Source organism: Roseateles sp., from assembly GCF_965229315.1.
In the GTDB taxonomy this organism is placed as follows: domain Bacteria; phylum Pseudomonadota; class Gammaproteobacteria; order Burkholderiales; family Burkholderiaceae_C; genus Pelomonas.
In genome coordinates this window covers 230,589-246,222 of sequence record NZ_CBDDJA010000001.1, presented here as the reverse complement: position 1 = coordinate 246,222, position 15,634 = coordinate 230,589, and the positions used below count along the sequence as shown (strand labels likewise).

The window sequence follows — 15,634 nt, the reverse complement described above, 5'->3', positions numbered from 1 at the left end:
CCCTTGGCGGCACTGCCCGGCCATCGTGGCGCTCGCGTGCGCCCTGTCGGCCGGCGCCCGGCCGTCGGACCGCCTCATCGACTGAGGTCAGCGCCGCCTGCCCGGCAGCGCGCATGAATCGACGCCATGCTCGGCACGCGCCGACGGCGCCGCCATGCTGCGCGATACCGGTGTTCACCGACCTGACCGCCGAGAGCCGGCGCCAGTACCGCGGCGTCTTCGACAGCTTCTTCCAGCGCCGCAGCCAGCCCACGCCGGGGCTCTGAGGGGCGATCCATGGTCGCCGGGCGGATGCCCGCCGGTTATGGGTGGCGCCCTGGCTTTCATTGGCAGCGCGCCAACCCCTCTCTTAACCTGCGCCGCTACATGAGAGTCTCAGCGGCAGGATGAAGCATTGCGTGGTGATCGGCGGCGGCGTGGTGGGCCTGACCACGGCCTGGGCGTTGCTGGAGCGCGGGCATGGCGTGACGCTGGTCGAGCGCGATGGCGAGGTGGCGCTGGGCGCCAGCCGCGCCAACGGCGGCCAGCTGAGTTACCGCTATGTGTCGCCGCTGGCCGATGCCGGCGTGCCGCTGAAGGCGCTGCGCTGGCTGCTGGACCCCGACGGCCCGCTGCGCTTCAAGCCCGAGGCGAGTTGGGCGCAGTGGTCCTGGCTGATCGCCTTCCTGCGCAACTGCCGCGGCCCGGTCAACCGGCTCACGACCGCGCGGCTGCTGGCGCTGGGCGCCTACAGCCAGGCCTCCTTCCAGCGCCTGCACGCCGAGGCCGGTCTGGGCGACGCGATCGCGCTGCGCACGCCGGGCAAGCTGGTCATGTACCGCAAGGCGGCCGAGTTCGCGCGGGTGGCGTCGCGTGTGCAGCCCGGGGGCGCCGAGCAGGCCTTGTCGCATGACGACTGCGTCGCGCTGGAGCCCGCGCTGGCCGACACCGAGGCGACGCTGGCCGGCGGCATCTTCACGGCCGGCGAGGCGGTGGCCGACTGCCACGCCTTCTGCGGCGAGCTGTACGCGCGCTTGAGTGCCCACAACGGTTTCCGCGGCAGGCTGGCGCAGCGCGTCACCGGGTTCAAACGCGATGCGCAGGACCGTGTGACCGGGGTGGTCACCGATGCCGGAGAGGTCGGCGCCGACGCCGTCATCCTCGCCGCCGGCCTGCACAGCCGCGCGCTGGCCGAGCCGCTGGGCATCCGGCTGCCGCTGTACCCGCTGAAGGGCTACAGCCTCACCGCGCCCATCACCGCCGGGCACCGCGCACCCGAGGTCAGCGTGACGGACTTCGAGAAGAAGATCCTCTACGCCCGCATCGGCCAGCAACTGCGCGTGGCCGCGATGGTGGACCTGGTCGGCGACGACGCACGCCTGGACGCCGGGCGGCTGGCCTCGCTGCAGCGCTCCGTGCGCGCCACCTTCCCGAACGCGGCCGACTACGACCAGGCGACGCCCTGGGCCGGCCTGCGCCCTGCCACGCCCAGCGGCGCGCCCATCCTGGGCGCCAGCGGCGTGCCCGGGCTGTGGCTCAATGTGGGCCATGGCGCGCTGGGCTTCACGTTCTCCTTCGCGACCGCCAACATCGTCGCCGAGCTGGTGTCCGGTCGCGCCAGCCCGCTGCCGCTGGACGGCCTGAGCCTATGAAACCCCCACGCTCGCTCCGCTCGCTGCCCCCCGAGGGGGCCTCGGCGGCTCCGGGCGGCCAAGCGCTGTTGCCATGACGCCCGACGACCTCGCCCAGGCGCTGCGCGCGGCCGTGCTGGCGCAGCGCTTCGAGACGACGGCCGACGGCCTGCAGCACGGTGCGCCGCTGGGCTGGCACCCGAGCATCGACCTGGCCGTGGCGGTGTTCCCGCGTGGCGGCGCGCCGGTCTGCGCCAACGTGCTGTTCTCGCGCGAGCAGCCGCAGGGGTTGGTGGCGCACTTCGCGGGAGAGTTCGGCGCCGTCGGCAACATCCGCTTCCACGCCGACGTGCGCAACGCGGCCGGCGATTCCTACGCGTGGCTGCCCGGTTCGGACTGGTCCCGCATCGACTTCCCCGCCTGGTTCGGCAGCGGGCCGCGGTTCGTCGCGCCGTACCCGGCGTCGCTGCTGAAGACGATGGTGGCCGTCGGCATCGGCCGGCTCGTGGACGCCGGCCGCAGCGACTGGGCGCTGCCCCTGCTCTACGCCGACAAGACCCGGCCCGTGGGCGACTGGCTGTTCGACATGATCACCGTCAGCAGCAACGAGGCGACGTCGGCGCTGGTGGCCCACCTGCATGCGCGCGGCGCCATCCGACGCGAAGGCGGCGTGGAGGTGCACAACGAGCTGCACGATCTGTTCGCTGCGCAAGGCCTGCCGGGCCTGATGATCGCCAACACCCAGCCCGATGGCGGCTGGGGCAATGGCGCCGGCTCGGGCGTGGGGCAGATCCAGATGACGGCCTGGGACGCGCTGCGGCTGATGTGGCGGGTGGATGCCGACGCGCCTGTTCAGCCACCGCTGGTCAGCGACGCCAGCCGCGCCGTCATCCGCCGCGCGCTGGACGCGCAGCAGCTGCACCACATCCTGAACAGCGAGTCGCTGCGCGCGCTGCCGGGCTGGGTGCCGGGCATCCCGGGCACGGCGCGCTTCGCGCACAAGACCGGCAACACGCAGAACTACAGCGCCGACGCCGGCATCGTGCACGACGGCGACCTCCACTACCTGATCGCGATCACCACCAGCCTCGGCAGCCGCTACGCGCCGCACCCCGATGCGGCGACCACGTGGAAGCTGCCGGCGCTGGGCGCGAGCATCCACGCATGGCTGACCACCCATTCCTGATCCCGCCGCTGCCGCGCGGCGCCCGCATCGCCGTCATCGCGCCGGCCGGCCCGCCCCGACCCGGCCGGCTCGATCCGGTCGAAGGCTGGCTGCGTGAGCGCGGCTATGCGCCCACGCTGCTGCCGAGCTGCTTCGGCAGTCAACAGGGTCACGGACCGCTGGACTTCCTCGCCGCACCCGACGACGTGCGGCTGGCGGACGTGCAGGCGGCCTTCGGCAACCCGCGGTTCGACGCCGTGCTCGCGCTGCGCGGCGGCTCGGGCTGCATCCGCCTGCTCGACGGCCTCGACCTCGACCGGCTGGCGGCGGCTGACAAGCTGCTGATCGGCTACAGCGACCTCACCGTGCTGCATGCGCTGCGCACGCGCGCCGGCATCGCGTCGCTGCACGCGCCCATGCCGGCCAGCGACTGGGGCCTGCCGGGATCGGCGGCCGACACCGAGGCGCTGTTCGACCGCCTGGCGCGCGGCTGGCGCTCGGGCGATGTCATCGGCCATGCCGCCCCGCACCCGCTCAACCACGGCGGCCGCGCACGCGGCACGCTGATCGGCGGCAACCTGGCGATGTTCTGCGCGCTGCTGGGCACGCCCTACCTGCCCGACGTGGACGGCGCGCTGCTGTTCATCGAGGACATCAGCGAAGAACCCTACCGCGTGGACCGCATGCTGACGCAGCTGCGCCTGTCGGGCGTGCTGGGCCGCATCGCCGGCCTGGTGCTGGGCAGCGTCAGCGGCGCCGAGCCGCCCGACGCCGTGCTGGCCGACCACCTGCCGACGTTGCGCTGCCCCGTGCTGGCCGGCTGGCCGTCGGGCCACGGCCAGCCCAACCGGCCGCTGCCGCTGGGCGTCGTCGCCGACATGGACGTCGCGGCCGGCACGTTGACCCTGGCCTGAAATGAGCCGTTCTGTCGCTGCCCGCAACTGAGCGGTTGGCAGCGCGTCGAGCGGGCGCGGCCCTGTTGCCGCCGTCGCTGGGCACGGTCGGAGGGCGCCACCCCATTCACGCAGGTTATGCCACGTTCGCAAAGCGTGATCGTGTTGAAAGCCACGACCGAGGAACGTCCCTCTGGTGCGCCGCTCGGGCTGTGGCAATCATCGTGTCAACGCATTTCTTTGCAGGAGTACATGATGAAGCTGACTCGAATCGCCTGTGCAGCAACGCTGCTGTGCTTGAGCGGAGCGTCGCTGGCCCAAGCGGCCGGCGACGCACAGCCCGGACAGAAGCTTGAGAAGATCACCATCACCGGTTCGAGCATCAAGCGCTTGGCCGACGAGAAGGCCATGCCCATCGAGGTGATGACGGCCACGCAGATCCGCCAACTGGGCCTGACCAGCATCGACCAGATCGTCGACAGCCTGGCCGCCAACGTTGGCGGCCAGACCAACCAGGTCACCAACAACGCGGTGTTCGGCGGTGACGGCGAAAAGACCTATGGCGGAGCGAACTTCGCCAACCTGCGCGGCCTTGGCCCCAACGGCACGCTGGTGCTGCTCAACAGCCGCCGTATTGCCACGCACGGCATGAGCGGCGGTGCGGTGGACCTGAACTCCATCCCGATGGATGCCATCGAACGGGTGGAGGTGCTCAAGGACGGTGCCTCAGCCATCTACGGCACAGACGCCATCGGTGGTGTCATCAACTTCATCACGAAGACAAGCTACCAGGGTGCGTCGTTGAGTGGCAGCTATTTCACCCCGGAGGCGTCGGGGGGGGGCCAGACGGCTCGGCTGTCCGGCTCCTTCGGCTGGGGCGATCTGACTCGTGACGGTTTCAATCTGATGGCCACGTTGACGGTGGACAACAAGCGCATTCTGCGCGGCACGGATCGTTCCTGGGCTACGGGCTACCAGCCCGACCTGTTCCTCACGCCCGACAGCTCGAGCTCAGTCCACGCCAACATCATCAACCAAACGGGCACGGCACTGGGCACTGCGGGCACGATGGTAGGCAACACTGGCGACACCACTCGCTACACCAACCTGAACCTGCTCGCCATCCGCGGCGAGTGCGAGTCCATCCCTAACCAGGTGCCCATGGCGCCGAACATCCAGATCTGGGATCTGCTCGGCTACACCAAGGCCAACGCGACCTATCGATGCGCGCGCGACTACGGTCGAAACTACATGCTGAGCTCGCCGCAGGACTCCGTGAACGGCATGCTGCGTGGCACGTTCAACATCAACGACAACCATCGAGCCTCCGTCGAAGTGTTGGCGTCGGACGTCAAGAACCGCGGCGAATACTCGTCGATACAGATCAGCACGGGCAACACGGTTTCGGCAAGCGGCGTGAGGTCCAACACGCTGCTCTACCCCACCAGCCCGTACTACCTGAACATGAAGCAGTTGGTGAACGCGGCTCAGTTCGATCCGACGCTGCCCATTGCCTATCGCGTCAACTTCCTGAACGACCTCGGTCTGCGAGTCCGTGAGAACGAGACGAAGAATCTGCGCGTACAGACGGCGCTGGAAGGCAGCATCGGTGAACTGGACTACTCCGTGGGCGCCGGCTATGGCGAATCCAAGAGTTCTGCGACGCTGATCAATGGCTTCCCCAACACGAAGAAGCTGGTGGATTTGCTCGCGTCAGGCAAGTACAACCCGTTCATCACGGCAGGTCAGACTCAGACAGCAGACGTCGTCGCTGCCTTCGAAGCCATGCAGATGCGTGGCAAGATCTACGACGGCAAGACCAGCGTCAAACAGTTTGACGCCACGATATCCGGCCCGATAGGCAATTTCCTTGCCGGTCCGGTGGAGTTCGCGCTTGGTGTCAACGCGCGCCAGGAGTCTTATGCGTTCTCGGGCTCGACGGGCTTCCTCTGCGTCGACAGCATCACCGGTACGACGCTGGCGACCTACGACAACGCCGCACTGACGTTCGGCTGCCCGGGCAACAGCTCGTCGCCCAGCCTGTCGCGCAAGGTAGGTGCCGTGTTCGGCGAATTGGTGACGCGCCCCATCAAAGACATGGAGGTCACGCTGCAAGCGCGTTACGACCGCTACCAAGTCATCGGCGGCACGACGAACCCCAAGATCGGCGTCAAATACCAGCCCATCGAAACGGTGCTGCTGCGGGCCTCGGCCAATACCGGCTTCCGCGCGCCGACGCCGCAGCAGATCAACCAGGGCGTGGTCGAGTCCCAACTGACGGGGCAATTCCGCGATCCAGTGTTGTGTGCGGATGTCAACAACCCGACCGACGCTTCGCAATGCGCCCGCCTGAGCATGCCTTATCGCGCGGGCGGCAACCCGGCCTTGAAACCCGAGACGTCCCGCCAGGCCACCGCCGGCTTCGTGTTCGCGCCCAACAAGGACTTCCAGGCGACCGTGGACTACTGGCAGATCAGCATGAGCGATCGAATCCGCCAGTTGAGCACGAGCGAGATGATCTCAAACTACGACGTCTACAAGGATTACTTCGTTCGTGATCCGGCCACCAACATCGTCCAATACATCCAGGCTGGCTGGGTCAATTCCGCCGGCAGCAAAACCAAGGGTGTGGACTTCGGCCTGGTACAGATGTTTGACGCGCTGGACGGCCGCTTCACCGCGTCGCTGAACGGCACGAAGATGATCAGCGCCAAGGAGCAGACGCGCGAGAACGCGCCCGTCATCGAGTACGTGGGTAAGTGGAACAACACGACGCTCTACCTGCCCTGGCGTGTCAACGCCAGCCTGGGCTATCGCACCGGCCCGTGGAACGTGACGCTGTCTGGCATCTACCGTGACCGCTACGAAGACCAAAACCGCGGCCCTCTGGCTGCCGGCGGCGCCAACTACACGACCAACCAGCCTTACACACGCACGGTGAACGCTTACTCGACGTTCAATCTGGTGGGCAGCTATAGCGGCATCAAGGGCCTGACCGTGACCGGCACCGTCATCAACCTGACCGACAAGCAGCCGCCGTTCACCTGGCACAACATCGACAGCGCCGCCGGCGCCGGTTGGGATCCTCGCGTCGCGGATCCGCGCGGTCGCACCTGGGGCATCGCGTTCCGTTGGGCCACGGAGTAAGCTTTTCCGGCCTCTTGCCCAAGCCCCCTCACGGGGGCTTTTTCATCTTCCGACCCGCACACGCGCCGCGGCGTCCTTCTGTCCTCAGCCATGCAGTCCATCACCGAAGCCCAGGTCGCCGCCGTCCTCGACCTCCCCGGCGCCATCGCCGCACTGCGTGCCGCCTTCGCCCAGCACGGCCGCGGCCAGGCCCAGGTGCTGGCCCGCCACCGCGCGACGGCGCCCATCGGCGGGGCCAGTCTCGCCATCAGCGCGATGGGCGCCATCCTCGAGGCGGACACCACGGCCGACGGCGACCTGCCCGCCGTGCTCGGCACCAAGGTCTATTCGGCCCGCAACGGGCGCTACCACTTCGTCGTCACGCTGTTCTCGGCCACCACCGGCGAGGCGCTGGCGACGCTGGAGGCCAACGAGTTCACGCGGCTGCGCACCGCCGCGGCCAGCGCCGTTGCGGCCGACCTGCTGGCGCTGCCCGATGCGAAGACGCTGGCCGTGTTCGGCGCCGGCATCCAGGGCCGCGCGCACGTGCAGGCGCTGGCGCAGGTGCGCCGCTTCGAGCGGGTGCTGGTGTGCGCGCGCAGCGGCGGCGAAGACTTCGCCCGCGAGATCGAGGCCATGCTCGGCCTGCCCGCGCGCGCGGTGGATGCCGCCACCGCCGCCGCCGAGGCCGACGTCATCGCCACGGCCACCCGCTCGCCCGTGCCGCTGTTCGACGGCGCCCGCGTCAAGCCCGGCGCCTTCGTCGCCGCCGTGGGGTCCAGCACCGCCAAGGCGCGCGAGCTGGACGACACGCTGCTGGGCCGCGCCGCGCTCGTCGCCGTCGAATGGCACACCGCCGCGCAGCAGGAGGCGGGCGACCTGATCCTGGCCGCGCCGGGCACCGTCGCGCCGGAGCGCGTGGCCGAGTTGGGCGAGCTGATCGTGACCCCGCGCCCGCGCGGCGCGCAGGACATCGTCGTCTACAAGAGCGTCGGCATCGGCCTGGAGGACGTGGCGCTGGCCCGCCTGGTGGCCCACCGGCTGGGAGCCTGCTGAAATGACGCTGCCCCTCGCCCGGTCTCGCACCGCTGAACGCGCGCGACCCCAGCCGGTCCCCCGGGGGGACGTCGATGCTTGCGACATCGAGCCGCCAACACATCGCCCACGGGGCCGGCCTGGGAGCGGCCCGGCGCTCGGCCCGAGAACCATGTCATCGCGGTGGGTCGCGTTGTCGGCGGGTCTGGCGCTGCTGCTGGCAGGCTGTGTCACCGTCGCCCCGGTGCCCGACCCCGTGCAGGCCGCGCTGGACAAGGCCGGCCTGCCCGCCGAGAGCCTGGGCTTCGTGCTGCAGCCGCTGGACGGCTCGCGGCCCGCGCTGCAGCGCCGGGCGAACGACGCGATGGCGCCGGCCTCGACGATGAAGCTGGTGACCGCCACCGTGGCGCTGGACACCCTGGGCATCAACCACCGCGGCCGCACCGAGCTGCTGGCGGCGGCGCCGGCGCGCAACGGCGTCATCGACGGCCCGCTGATCCTGCGCGGCGGCGCCGACCCCGACCTCGACTGGCCGGCGCTGTGGTGGCTGCTGCGCCAGCTGCGCGAGAGTGGCGTGCGCGACATCCGCGGCGGCCTGGTCGTGGACCGCACGCTGTTCAACCCGACGCGCCTGGACATCGGCCTGCCGCCCTTCGACGAGGCGCCCGAGTTCGCCTACAACGTCATCCCCGACGCGCTGCACCTGAACGGCAGCCTGCTTGACTACGAACTGCAGGCGGCCGATGGCCGCGTGGCCGTGCGCAGCCTGCCGGCGCTGCAAGGCCTGACGGTGGATGCCAGTGCGATGACGCTGTCCGCCCGCGCCTGCAAGGACTGGGATGAGGACTGGAAGCCTGCCGCGCTGACGGCCGAGGGCGACGCGCGGCGGCTGGCGCTGCACGGCGCCTTCCCCGCCGGCTGCCGCCAGCGTGCGCCGCTGCAACTGGTGGACCGCCAATGGCTGGTGACGCATGCCGTGCGCCAGCTGTGGACTGAGCTGGGCGGCACGATGGGGCCGGGCGACGTGGAGGCCGCCGCCCCGGCCGGCGCCGTCGTGCTGGCCAGCCACCGCGGCCGGCCGCTGGCCGAGGTGCTGCGCGGCGTCATGAAGAGCAGCGACAACGCGCTGACGCGGCTGGTCTACCTGCAGCTGGGCGCGCAGGCCGCGCAGCCGGGCGAAGCGACGCTGGTGGCCGCCGAGCGCGTCGTGCGCGACTGGCTCACCACGCATGGCGTGGACACCGCGCCGCTGGTGCTGGACAACGGTTCAGGCCTGTCACGCAGCGAGCGCGTCAGCCCCGCGCTGCTGGCCGGCGTGCTGCGCGCGGGCCAGGCCGGTGCGCAGGCGCCCGAGCTGCTGGGCACGCTGCCCATCGCGGGCCTGGACGGCACGATGTCGCGCCGCCTCAAGGACAGCCCCGCCCACGGCCGCGCCCGCCTGAAGACCGGCACCCTGCGCGACGCCGTGGGCCTGGCCGGCTTCGTGCCCGACGCGTCGGGCCGGCTCTGGGTGTTCGTCGGCCTCGTCAACCACCCGCAGGCTGGCGCCAAGGGAAGGCCGGTGCTGGATGCGTTGGTGGAATGGGTGGCGGGGCAGCGGTGAGGGGGCTGGCGGCCAGGGCCACGGTCATGCCGCGCTGTTGAGCGCGCTCAACGTTGAAGCTGAGTCGCGAGCGGCGGCTTGCCGACGCGAGTCCGCTCGAGCGACTGGTTAGACCCCAGCACCGCAACCACTAGCTTGCCGACCATGTTTGCGTTCTCTCTACCTGAAGATCTGGTGCCCGACTCAACAAGTGAACCGTCGGTGTGGCGTCCGCCAGGACGTGGATGATTCTGTCCTCGCAGCAGAGCACGAACTCCAGGGCCGGCGATTCCGCCAGCTTCGCGAGAGAAGTTCTCGACTCGACGAAGGTTCGGAAGGACGATGACGAAGCCTCAAAGAGAACTCGGCCTTGCTTCTTCTCAAGGCCAGGATCTGGTTGATCGAACGACTCGTCGTACACAAAGAAGGCTTTGCACGCCGGGAACTCTACGAGCACACATCGGCTTTTCGGCTCCACCGTGACCGGGAAATATGGGCCTAGTCGATCCTCCCCCACCTCAACAAATTGCCGCTCCGAGCCCTTGATCCCCTCGACCAGACTGACTTCCAGCGAACCATTCAAAGCATGGTTCGCTGACTCGAAGAACCAAGTGCTCGCGGCGTCAAGAATTGCATTCATGGGGTCTAACGAATAGCGTTTATCCGCCGCCCAGGCGAGGTTGGAAGACGTGCAGGCATGGCAGCGGCGGATAAACCTGTTGGACTGAACCGCCGCCCCGAGGTGGGCGGCAGTCGTTGAGATAAAGGGGAATGTAAGGTTCAACGCCCCTGTGGGCCCAGTGCGGATTCACCCTGGCCGGGCCTGCAAATGCCACTGCCGGCGCCCCTGGCTGCGTCCGGCCGCCGCGACGCCTTGCCAAGCGCGCCCATCCGCGGGCGACACTGGGTGCGCGGCGGGCTCGCCCGCTGCGGGCACGGCTTGGCGCCGGCGCCATCACCGCGCCTGCTCACTCCCCAGCTCCGACCGCCGGCGATCATGGCGGCCCCCGGCAACCCGCATGCGGCACCTGCAGCATCGCGGCGAGCGCCGGCATGTCTGCGCTGCGCTGCTCCACCACGCGCCATCGGCCTTGGCAGTGGGGGCAGGTGTTGAGTTCGATGCCGGCCACGCGCTGCATGAAGGCGCTGGCGTCCTCCCGGGCTCGTGGGTTGGCCGCCAGCATGGCCAGCAGCCGCCGCGCCTGTGCCAGCCGCTCGGTCTTGGCGCACGGCGCCAGCAGCCCGTAGTGCCGGATGCGCTTGAAGCCGCCGGGGAGCACGTGTTGCAGCAGCCGGCCGATGAACTGCTGGCCTGGCATGGCGATCGTGCGCTTGCCGCCGTGGTTGTCGGCCCGCACTCGCAGCCGCACGCTGTCGTCCTGGATGTCCACCAGGCGCTCGTTGCCGATGGCTGTGCGGTGGGTGTAGCGGCTGAGGTAGTCCAGCACCGCGGCCGGACCGGTCAGCGGGGTCTTGGCATAGACGACCCAGTCGTGACGGCGCAGGACCGCTTGACGGTCGCGGCGTTGACGCGCATCGGCGGGGTCGCGGGGCAGTTTGCCTGCTTGTTCAGCCGCCTGCAGCGCAGACATGAACTTGCCTCGGAAGACGCGGCTGAGCGCATGCACCGGGAACAGGAAGCGCTCGCTGCGGGTGGGCGTGATCCAGGTCATCGCCGAGCTCCCGCCCTCACCCTGGCGCAGCGCACCGCAAGCCATCAGCGCATGCACATGGAGGTGCCGGCGCAGGTCCTGTGTCCAGGTGTGCAGCACCAGCGTGAAGGCGGGCGTGCCGCCAAGCCAGCGCGGGTTGGCGGCGAAGTCGCTGAGCGTGGCGGCGGCCTCGTGCATCAGCGTGTCGTAAACCCAGCGCGCGTGGGTGGCGGCCAGCGCATTGAGTTCGTGCGGCAGGGTGAAGACAAGGTGGCAGTAGGGCACGTTGAGCAACTCGCCCAAGCGCGCGGCGCGCCAGGCATCGCGCTGGCGGCTCTGGCACTGCGGGCAGTGGCGGTTGCGGCAGCTGTGCCAGCGCCAGTGTTCGGCGTGGCAGCCGTCGCAGCGCAGGCGTTCACCACCCAGGGCCGGCGTGCGGCAGGCAACGATGGCGCGCCAGGCACGGGCCTGCGCGCTGCTCGGTGTGTGCATGCGCAGGTACTCGGGCCCGAAGCGGCGCAGCACTTCGGCCAGCGTGGTGGCCATGGCCGGCTCGGCGGGGCCGCGCTCAGTGCAGCGTGGGCAGCGTGCTCAACAGGGCCAGGGGGTGGCGGCGGGCCAGGTCGGGCGCATCCGGGCGGGCCAGGTGCAGGTAACGCATGGTCGTGCTGATGTGGCTGTGGCCGAGCCACTGCTGCAGGTTGTGCAGGTCCACGCCGGCTTCCAGCAGGTGCGTGGCGTAGCAGTGGCGAAGGGTGTGGATGCCGCCGCGCTTGGTGATGCCGGCGTGAGCGCAGGCGCGGCGGTACCAGCGCTGGGCCATGCCGATGTCCAAGGGCTGCTCGGCATCGCGCAGGGTGCTGAACAGCCAGCCGCGTGGCCGGGCGATCTGCCACCAGGCACGCGCCACGGCCAGGGTGTCGGGACTCAGCGGCACGAGGCGGTCCTTGCCGCCCTTGCCCTGCACGACGTGGATGCACATGCGGTCGGCGTGGCTGTCGATGTGTTCGACGCGCAGGTGGCACAGCTCCGACACGCGCAGTCCGGTGCCGTAGGCCAGTCTCAGGAAGCTGCGCGCCTTGGCGTGGCTGGCGCACTCGAACAGCCGCGCAAGTTCTTCGCGGGCGAGCACTTCGGGCAGGGCGTGGGGCGCCGGGCCCAGCGGAATCTGGAACTGCTCGTGCGACTGCAGCACGATGCGGTAGAGGAAGCGGAATGCGCAGCCGTACAGGTTCAGGCTGGCGCGGGCGAGATGGCGCTCGCGCAGCAGGTAAAGCAGATAGGCCTGCACCTCTTCGGCAGTGAGCAGCTCGGGGCTGCGGCGGTAGTGCCTCGCCAGGCGAGCCACAGCGTCGATGTAGGTCTCCTGAGTCCGCAGCGCCATGCCGCGCAACTGCAGTGCGTCGAGCATGCGCTGACGCAGCGGGCTGATCGAGCTTGGGGTGATGGCAGCCATGTCGGCTCTCCTTGATCCGCTCGGGCACATGCCCGCCTCAGTCAAGGTACGCCGCTCAAACCTCACCGGCTTCCCAGCCGGAAAACCACCGCGTCAGCGGTTTAGTTCAACGTGTTCTCGGGAGACACGGCGTGCTGTTCAAGCAAGCACGCTGCGCCATCAAACATGCTCGCGAGCCTGCGGCAACTGGTTGATTCATCAAAGATTTCTCACGAAATTGACGGGCGAAACGGTCATTAAATTTCCGACAAAAGCGGCGTGTTGTGACAAGTTTCGTCGCGCAGAAGCCGCTCAGGGGTGCCGCCAGCGGCATGTTAGGGCGCACTTGGCAAAGACGGCCATGCGCGCCGCCGCGCACGCCACGACCTGCGCAGGTGCGTGGGTCAAGCGAGGCCGCTTGGTGATCGGCTGGCCATGGCGGCAGCAAGCCGCCCGCTGCCTCACGTGACTACACCACCGCCGGCGCCAGCAGCCGGACCGTGCCGGCCTCACCATCCATCTCCGCCGGCGCGCCCACCGGCACGGTCAGCTTGCGCTTGATGTGGCCGATGGCCGCGCCGCGGTAGACGGGCACGTTCAGCGGCAGGAGGTAGTCGTCGAACACCTCGTCCAGCGTCAGGCTGCCGTAGCCGTCGCCGGGTTCGCATTTGGTGAAGCGGCCCAGCACGACGCCGGCCACCTGCGTGAACGCGCCGCACAGCCGCAGCGTGGAGAGACAGCGGTCGATGCGGTAGATGTACTCGTTGATGTCTTCCAGGAACAGGATTGCGCCGCGGCAGTCCGGGAAGTAGGGCGTGCCAGCCAGCGAGGCCAGCACGGTCAGGTTGCCGCCCACCAGCGGCCCCTGCGCGCGGCCGGGGCGGATCGTCGAGATGCGCTCCTCGCGGGCGACGAGGTCGTCGGCCGGCTTGACCACCGGGTTGCGCAGCACGGCGGCCTCGGCGTTCATCGCGACGCCCTTGAAGGCCTGCACGGAGTAGTCGTTCCATTCCGACGCGGCCACCGGGCTGTGGAAGGTGACGAGGCCGGTCTGCTGGTGGATGGCGTTGACGAGGCTGGTCAGGTCGCTGAAGCCGCCGAAGAACTTGGGCTTGCGGCGGATCAGTTCGTAGTCCAGCTTGTCGACGATGCGGTTGCAGCCCGAGCCGCCGGTCATGGCGATGACGCCGGCCACCGCGTCGTCGGCGAACATGGCGTTGATGTCGGCGGCGCGCTGCTCGTCGGTGCCGGCGAAGGGCCCCCGCCGCGCCGAGACGAACTGGCCGGGCTTGACCTTGAAGCCCAGCGCCTGCAGCGACTCGATGGCGATCTTCAGCGGCTCGCGCTCGAAGGTGGCGTTGGCGGGGCTGACCAGGCCCAGCGTGTCGCCGGGGCGCAGGCGGCGCGCGCGCAGCGGGCCGGCGGCCGGCGCGGTAGCCTGGCTGGCCTGGCCCGCCTGGGCGGCGAGCAGGCCTGCGGTGGCGCTGAGGTGCAGGAGTTGGCGGCGGGAGGTGGGCATGGCGTGGGCGGGCAGCGTGGATCGCGCTGCATTGTGTGCGTGGCCCGCGCCGGTGGCGGATGCCAATCGCGCCGGCAGCCATGCCGCCGCGTTAACGCCTGCGGTGGGCGGCCTCCGGGCAGCGCGCCCCGGCGCAGCGGTGCGCCGGGGGCGTGTCCAATGCAGGCATGAGCACCTCCGACCTGCCCACCCTGCCGCCCCTCGCACCCGGCCGCTACCGCCACTACAAGGGCGGCGAGTATGAGGTGCTGGCCGTCGCCCGCCACAGCGAGACGCGGGAGCCGCTGGTCGTGTACCGGCCGCTGTACGACGACAGCGGCTGGTGGGTGCGGCCGCACGGGATGTTCGTCGGCAGCGTGGTCGTCGACGGCGTCGAGCAGCCGCGCTTCGCGCCGGTCTAGGGCTGGCGCGTCGCCAGACGGCGCTGCAGCGCGCGCATCAGCCAGCCCAGCACGGGCAGCTGGGCGTACAGCTCCTCGGCCGCGTCCCAGTAATCGCGGTGCACGCTGACCAAGCCGGCCGGCGAGAAGCGCAGGTGCGTCGCGCCGCGGATGGTCATGGGCGCACCGGCCTCGCGCAGGAAGTGCATGGTCCAGGTCAGCACCGCGTCGTCGCCTTCGCAGACGGCGGTGTGCACGACGAAGCGCGGCTCGCGCAGCTCGTCGAACATCTGCACGTAGATGCGCGCGATGCGGTCGCGGCCGCACACGTCGTTGAACGGGTCCTTGAACGCGGCCTGTTCGTCGTACAGCGCCAGCAGCGCGGGCAGGTTGTCGCGCGTGAGGCGCGCATAGGCGTCCACGAGGCGGGCGGTGCGGGCGTCCGAGGTCATGGGCTCAGGCGCCCGTGACGCGGCTGGCGGCGGCGAAGTACCAGCTGTCGGGCAGGCAGCGCAGCAGCCGCATCCAGGCCGTGAAGCGGCGCGGGAAGTTCATCTCGAAGCGGCCCTTGGCCCAGCCCTTGAGGATGTGGCCGGCGGCCTCGTCCGGCGAGATCAGCGCCGGCATGTGGAACTGGTTCTGCGCCGTCAGCGGCGTCTCGACGAAGCCCGGGTTGACGATGGACACGCCCAGGCCCAGCGGGTGCAGGTCCAGGTAGAGGTTCTCGGCCAGGTTGTTCAGCGCCGCCTTGGTGGGTCCGTAGCCCAGCGAGTTGGGCAGGCCGCGGTAGCCGGCCACGCTGCCGACCAGGCAGAGGTGGCCGCTGCCGGCGCCGATCAGCATCGGCAGCACGGCGTCCAGCAGGTGCAGCACGCCGGTGTAGTTGACGTCCAGGTGGCGCAGCATGTCGGCATGGTCGAAGCCGGTGGCGCGCAGCGCGTGGTAGTGGCCGGCGCAGTACATGACCAGCGCCGGCGCGCCCTGTGCGTGCTGCTGCACGGCCTGGGCGGCGGCGCGCATGTCGTCGTGCCGCGTCACGTCCAGCGGCAGCGCGACGCTGCCCGGGTGCTCGCGGGCGAAGCTGTCCAGCGCGTCGGCCCCGCGCGCCGAGACGATGACGCGGGCGCCTTGCCGGTGCAGTGCCGCGGCCGCCGCCCGGCCGATGCCCGACGACGCGCCGACGATCCACACCCAGCGGCCCTGCCAGTCCTGCAGTGTCGGATTCAGTGCCATGTCG

Annotated in this window: 14 protein-coding genes; 8 read left to right on the top strand and 6 right to left on the bottom strand. The window is 70.0% G+C overall.

What is annotated here, in order from left to right:
* Nucleotides 1–113 precede the first annotated feature (113 nt).
* The 7 genes from ACO07H_RS01150 (at nucleotide 114) to dacB (ending at nucleotide 9,432) form a co-directional block, all read left to right on the top strand.
* Nucleotides 114–266, top strand: a complete 153-nt coding sequence (locus ACO07H_RS01150; RefSeq protein ID WP_422010249.1) for a hypothetical protein — start codon at nucleotides 114–116, stop codon at nucleotides 264–266.
* Between the two features lie 120 nt (nucleotides 267–386).
* Complete coding sequence (locus tag ACO07H_RS01145; RefSeq protein WP_422010247.1) at nucleotides 387–1,631, top strand: D-amino acid dehydrogenase; 1,245 nt, start codon at nucleotides 387–389, stop codon at nucleotides 1,629–1,631.
* A gap of 73 nt (nucleotides 1,632–1,704) precedes the next feature.
* Nucleotides 1,705–2,796: a serine hydrolase gene (locus ACO07H_RS01140; protein ID WP_422010245.1), complete on the top strand. Its 1,092-nt coding sequence runs from the start codon at nucleotides 1,705–1,707 to the stop codon at nucleotides 2,794–2,796.
* Nucleotides 2,775–3,689: a S66 peptidase family protein gene (locus ACO07H_RS01135; protein WP_422010243.1), complete on the top strand. Its 915-nt coding sequence runs from the start codon at nucleotides 2,775–2,777 to the stop codon at nucleotides 3,687–3,689. Before ACO07H_RS01140 ends, ACO07H_RS01135 begins: the two co-directional genes overlap by 22 nt.
* Nucleotides 3,690–3,923: 234 nt before the next feature.
* Nucleotides 3,924–6,815 carry a TonB-dependent receptor domain-containing protein gene (locus tag ACO07H_RS01130; RefSeq protein WP_422010241.1) on the top strand — a complete coding sequence of 964 codons (2,892 nt, stop codon included), beginning with the start codon at nucleotides 3,924–3,926 and terminating at the stop codon, nucleotides 6,813–6,815.
* Between the two features lie 90 nt (nucleotides 6,816–6,905).
* Entirely contained in the window at nucleotides 6,906–7,850 is a 945-nt protein-coding gene (locus ACO07H_RS01125) for an ornithine cyclodeaminase family protein (protein ID WP_422010239.1), read from the top strand.
* Between the two features lie 151 nt (nucleotides 7,851–8,001).
* Complete coding sequence (gene dacB / locus ACO07H_RS01120) at nucleotides 8,002–9,432, top strand: D-alanyl-D-alanine carboxypeptidase/D-alanyl-D-alanine endopeptidase (protein WP_422010237.1); 1,431 nt, start codon at nucleotides 8,002–8,004, stop codon at nucleotides 9,430–9,432.
* Between the two features lie 130 nt (nucleotides 9,433–9,562).
* Here the strand turns inward: dacB and ACO07H_RS01115 are convergent, their stop codons facing one another.
* From ACO07H_RS01115 to ACO07H_RS01100, 4 genes are all read right to left on the bottom strand, one after another.
* Entirely contained in the window at nucleotides 9,563–10,195 is a 633-nt protein-coding gene (locus ACO07H_RS01115; RefSeq protein ID WP_422010235.1) for a hypothetical protein, read from the bottom strand.
* 211 nt (nucleotides 10,196–10,406) lie between these two features.
* Nucleotides 10,407–11,609, bottom strand: a complete 1,203-nt coding sequence (locus tag ACO07H_RS01110) for an IS91 family transposase (RefSeq protein WP_422010233.1) — start codon at nucleotides 11,607–11,609, stop codon at nucleotides 10,407–10,409.
* 22 nt (nucleotides 11,610–11,631) lie between these two features.
* Nucleotides 11,632–12,519, bottom strand: coding sequence for a tyrosine-type recombinase/integrase (locus tag ACO07H_RS01105; RefSeq protein WP_422010231.1), 888 nt, complete (start codon nucleotides 12,517–12,519; stop codon nucleotides 11,632–11,634).
* 448 nt (nucleotides 12,520–12,967) lie between these two features.
* Nucleotides 12,968–14,017, bottom strand: a complete 1,050-nt coding sequence (locus ACO07H_RS01100) for a S66 peptidase family protein (RefSeq protein ID WP_422010229.1) — start codon at nucleotides 14,015–14,017, stop codon at nucleotides 12,968–12,970.
* 167 nt (nucleotides 14,018–14,184) lie between these two features.
* Between ACO07H_RS01100 and ACO07H_RS01095 the strand changes: the two genes are divergently transcribed.
* Nucleotides 14,185–14,418 carry a DUF1653 domain-containing protein gene (locus tag ACO07H_RS01095; RefSeq protein ID WP_422010227.1) on the top strand — a complete coding sequence of 78 codons (234 nt, stop codon included), beginning with the start codon at nucleotides 14,185–14,187 and terminating at the stop codon, nucleotides 14,416–14,418.
* Here ACO07H_RS01095 and ACO07H_RS01090 read toward each other — a convergent pair.
* Together ACO07H_RS01090 and ACO07H_RS01085 are read right to left on the bottom strand one after the other, a co-directional pair.
* On the bottom strand, nucleotides 14,415–14,849 hold the full coding sequence (locus ACO07H_RS01090; RefSeq protein ID WP_422010225.1) for a nuclear transport factor 2 family protein: 435 nt from the start codon (nucleotides 14,847–14,849) through the stop codon (nucleotides 14,415–14,417). The two genes, ACO07H_RS01095 and ACO07H_RS01090, sit on opposite strands and share 4 nt — an antisense overlap.
* 4 nt (nucleotides 14,850–14,853) lie before the next feature.
* Nucleotides 14,854–15,630, bottom strand: coding sequence for an SDR family NAD(P)-dependent oxidoreductase (locus ACO07H_RS01085; protein WP_422010223.1), 777 nt, complete (start codon nucleotides 15,628–15,630; stop codon nucleotides 14,854–14,856).
* Between the last annotated feature and the right edge of the window lie 4 nt (nucleotides 15,631–15,634).

Coding starts and splice junctions, on each gene's coding strand:
- ACO07H_RS01150 (WP_422010249.1), top strand. CDS start 114: ATGAATCGACGCCATGCTCGGCACGCGCCGACGGCGCCGCCATGCTGC.
- ACO07H_RS01145 (WP_422010247.1), top strand. CDS start 387: ATGAAGCATTGCGTGGTGATCGGCGGCGGCGTGGTGGGCCTGACCACG.
- ACO07H_RS01140 (WP_422010245.1), top strand. CDS start 1,705: ATGACGCCCGACGACCTCGCCCAGGCGCTGCGCGCGGCCGTGCTGGCG.
- ACO07H_RS01135 (WP_422010243.1), top strand. CDS start 2,775: ATGGCTGACCACCCATTCCTGATCCCGCCGCTGCCGCGCGGCGCCCGC.
- ACO07H_RS01130 (WP_422010241.1), top strand. CDS start 3,924: ATGAAGCTGACTCGAATCGCCTGTGCAGCAACGCTGCTGTGCTTGAGC.
- ACO07H_RS01125 (WP_422010239.1), top strand. CDS start 6,906: ATGCAGTCCATCACCGAAGCCCAGGTCGCCGCCGTCCTCGACCTCCCC.
- dacB (WP_422010237.1), top strand. CDS start 8,002: ATGTCATCGCGGTGGGTCGCGTTGTCGGCGGGTCTGGCGCTGCTGCTG.
- ACO07H_RS01110 (WP_422010233.1), bottom strand. CDS start 11,609: ATGGCCACCACGCTGGCCGAAGTGCTGCGCCGCTTCGGGCCCGAGTAC.
- ACO07H_RS01105 (WP_422010231.1), bottom strand. CDS start 12,519: ATGGCTGCCATCACCCCAAGCTCGATCAGCCCGCTGCGTCAGCGCATG.
- ACO07H_RS01100 (WP_422010229.1), bottom strand. CDS start 14,017: ATGCCCACCTCCCGCCGCCAACTCCTGCACCTCAGCGCCACCGCAGGC.
- ACO07H_RS01095 (WP_422010227.1), top strand. CDS start 14,185: ATGAGCACCTCCGACCTGCCCACCCTGCCGCCCCTCGCACCCGGCCGC.
- ACO07H_RS01090 (WP_422010225.1), bottom strand. CDS start 14,849: ATGACCTCGGACGCCCGCACCGCCCGCCTCGTGGACGCCTATGCGCGC.
- ACO07H_RS01085 (WP_422010223.1), bottom strand. CDS start 15,630: ATGGCACTGAATCCGACACTGCAGGACTGGCAGGGCCGCTGGGTGTGG.